Origin of the sequence: Thiomonas sp. 13-64-67 (assembly GCF_002282795.1) — a bacterium.
In the GTDB taxonomy this organism is placed as follows: Bacteria; Pseudomonadota; Gammaproteobacteria; order Burkholderiales; family Burkholderiaceae_C; genus Thiomonas; species Thiomonas arsenitoxydans.
In genome coordinates, this window is sequence record NZ_NCKP01000114.1 from 1 (window position 1) to 2788 (window position 2788).

Here is a 2788-nt window from a genome sequence, read left to right on the forward strand (position 1 = left end):
TGGTTGCCTCTCATCGTCCTCGTCTGGGTCGTTCACCGATGGCTTCAGATCGTAGTGGCCGACGCGGGCGCCAGCGGGGGATTTTTCAACGGCCTGCTAAGGCCGACTGCGTCGCAGTCGGGTGTGGATAAGTCTACGGTTTTTGCGTGGGGTTGGCTCCTGGTGGGTGGGTTTGGATCCTTGGGGCAAGCTGCGTCGGGCGTAGCCCAGAGCGGCTTGCCCCAAGGGCTTGTGGGGGTCAAAGCGGTGTCTCGGGCTCAGCGGGCTGGGGTGCCTGTGCTGTGCCCGAACGCCTTTGCTCCCGCGCCTTGATGCGGGTCTTGGCGGTTTCCGTGCTGTGACGGAAGCGGTAGCTCTCGTTCCCGGTTTCCAGAATGTGGCAGTGGTGTGTGAGCCGGTCGAGCAAGGCGGTGGTCATCTTCGCATCGATGAACACGCTGGACCACTCGCCGAAGGCCAGATTGGTCGTGATCAGCACGCTGGTGTGCTCGTAGAGCTTGGACAGCAGATGGAACAACAAAGCCCCGCCCGCCTGACTGAAGGGCAGATACCCCAGCTCATCGAGAATGACCAAGTCCATACGCAAGAGGCTTGCCGCAATCCGCCCGGCTTTGCCCTGCGCCTTCTCCTGCTCCAGCGCGTTGACCAGATCGACGGTGGAGTAAAACCGCACCCGCTTGCCGTGCTGCGTGATGCCCGCCACGCCGATGGCCGTGCCCAGATGGCTCTTTCCCGTGCCGGGCCCGCCCACCAGCACGACGTTGTGCGCGGCTTCGGTAAAGGCCATGCTGGCGAGTTGCCCCACCAGCGTGCGATCAACCCTTGAGGCATCAAAGTCAAACCCCGCTAGATCGCGGTGCACCGGGAAGCGGGCCGAGAGGATTTGATGGCGTACCGAGCGCACGGCGCGATCTTCCTGCTCGGCCTGCAGCAAATGCTCGACGAGCCACTGCGCGGCATCCAGCCTGGCGTTCGTCCCCAGACCTTGCAAATCGGCCCAGGCGCCGGCCATGCCGTGCAGCCGCAACGCCTTGAGTTCCGCAATGACCTCACGCATGATCTCGCTCCTCGTCAGTCACCCGCAGGCGGTCATAGCGGGCCGTGTCGGCGCGGGGTGGATCGGCCATCGTCAAGGCCGTGGTCACTTGGGCGGGCTGGGGGCCGGTCTGCAAGCGCCCCATCACGTTGACCACATGCTCCACGCTGATGCGCCCGGACGGGGCCGTGGCTTCCAGCACCAGCGCAGCGGCCACCAGGACCGCCTCCAGCCCGGATGCGGGCACCAGCGCCAGCACCTGGGCCATGAGCCGGTCGCCCCCGTCTTGCCGCAGCAGCGCCTGGCGCAGTTGCTGCAAGGGCTGGGGCAGATCGGCAAACGGCGCGCCGTTGCGCAACGCCCCGGGTTTGCGTTGAATCAGCGGCACATAGTGCTGCCAGTCGTAGGTGGTCTGTCCCCGGTTGGCCAGCCGCGCATGGCGGGCCACACACACGCCGTCATGCACCACGACCACCTCGGTGGGATACACCCGGGTGCTCACCCGCCGCCCGGCGAGTTCACAGGGCACGGAGTAACGATTGCCAGCCATGGCCACCAGACAGGTGCTGCTGACCTTGACCGTGTTGTCCACATAGCCGTCGAACGCTGTGGGCATGGGCATGAGGTGCGGCTGCTCGTGCTCGAGCATCTCGGCCACGGTGAACTGGCTGAACTCGGGATGGAAGATCTCCTGCCACAAGCCACGGCAGCGCATGGCCAGCCAGGCATTGAGTTCGGCAAAGGAGCGCCAGGGCGTCGACAGGGCCTCAATCCACACACGTCGCCTGCTGTCCTGGACGTTCTTCTCCACCACCCCCTTCTCCCAACCGGAAGCGACGTTGCAGAAGTCGGGGTCGAACAGGTAGTGGCTGCACATCGCCGCAAAGCGCGCGTTGACGTCGCGCTTCTTGCGCGGGTGCACTTTGTCGACGGCTGTCTTCATGTTGTCATAGATGCCGCGATGCGGCACTCCGCCGAAGGCGGCAAACGCCTGGGTATGGGCGTCAAACAGCATCTCGTGACCTTGGCTGGGATAGGCCCCCAGCCAGAAGGCACGGCTGGCGCACAGCTTGACGTGGGCAACCTGCACGCGGTACGGCACGCCGCCCACCACCATGCTCTCTTCACTCCAGTCGAACTGGAAGGCTTCGCCCAGCGCAAACGTCAAGGGCACGAAGGCGTGCACAGCGCTCGTGCCATCGGCCTGTCGCCAAGCGCGCAGTAAATCGGTGACGCGGCTGTAGGCGCCGTCATAGCCTTGTCGCTTCAACTCGGCATGCAATGCCCTGGCCGTGCGCCGCTGCGCTTTAGGACGCTGCGCATCAATGGCCACGGCCTGCCGGAGCCACTCCACATAGGGCGCGAGCTTGCGCGAGGGTTGTGTTCGCCGCGCCGCGTACCGCGGTACGACATCGCCCGGCTGAAGTAGCCAGGTACGCACCGTGTTGCGCGACAGCCCCGTACTGCGGGCAATCTCTCGAACGGATTTGTTCTGGCGGAAATGCATCCGCCGGATCTTGCCAATCATGTCTATGGTGATCACTCCTGCTCCCCGTGCCTAAAAAAGCAGCAGGGTAGGTTGGTGGAACACCCGGGTCAATTTTGCGTCGGCATAACCTTCAAAAGTGGGTCAATTTTCGTTCGGCACGAACACAATATGCAGGTCTATGGCGCCGACAAGGTCTGCAAGCAAATGAACCGCGAAGGGGTGGCGGTGGCGCGTTGCACGGTGGAGCGGCTGATGCGCAGGCT

The 2788-nt window shown here is 64.2% G+C and carries 2 protein-coding genes and 1 pseudogene; 1 reads left to right on the forward strand and 2 read right to left on the reverse strand.

What is annotated here, in order from left to right; translation table 11 throughout:
* Window positions 1-238: 238 nt before the first annotated feature.
* Together istB and istA are read right to left on the reverse strand one after the other, a co-directional pair.
* Complete coding sequence (gene istB / locus B7X30_RS15265) at window positions 239-1057, reverse strand: IS21-like element ISThsp2 family helper ATPase IstB (RefSeq protein ID WP_013104225.1); 819 nt, start codon at window positions 1055-1057, stop codon at window positions 239-241.
* Window positions 1050-2570, reverse strand: a complete 1521-nt coding sequence (istA, locus tag B7X30_RS15270; RefSeq protein WP_286731762.1) for an IS21-like element ISThsp2 family transposase — start codon at window positions 2568-2570, stop codon at window positions 1050-1052. The genes istB and istA overlap by 8 nt, the downstream gene beginning before the upstream one ends.
* Window positions 2571-2690: 120 nt before the next feature.
* Between istA and B7X30_RS15275 the strand changes: the two are divergent.
* Window positions 2691-2788, forward strand: a pseudogene (locus B7X30_RS15275) (IS3 family transposase); the annotation flags it as partial.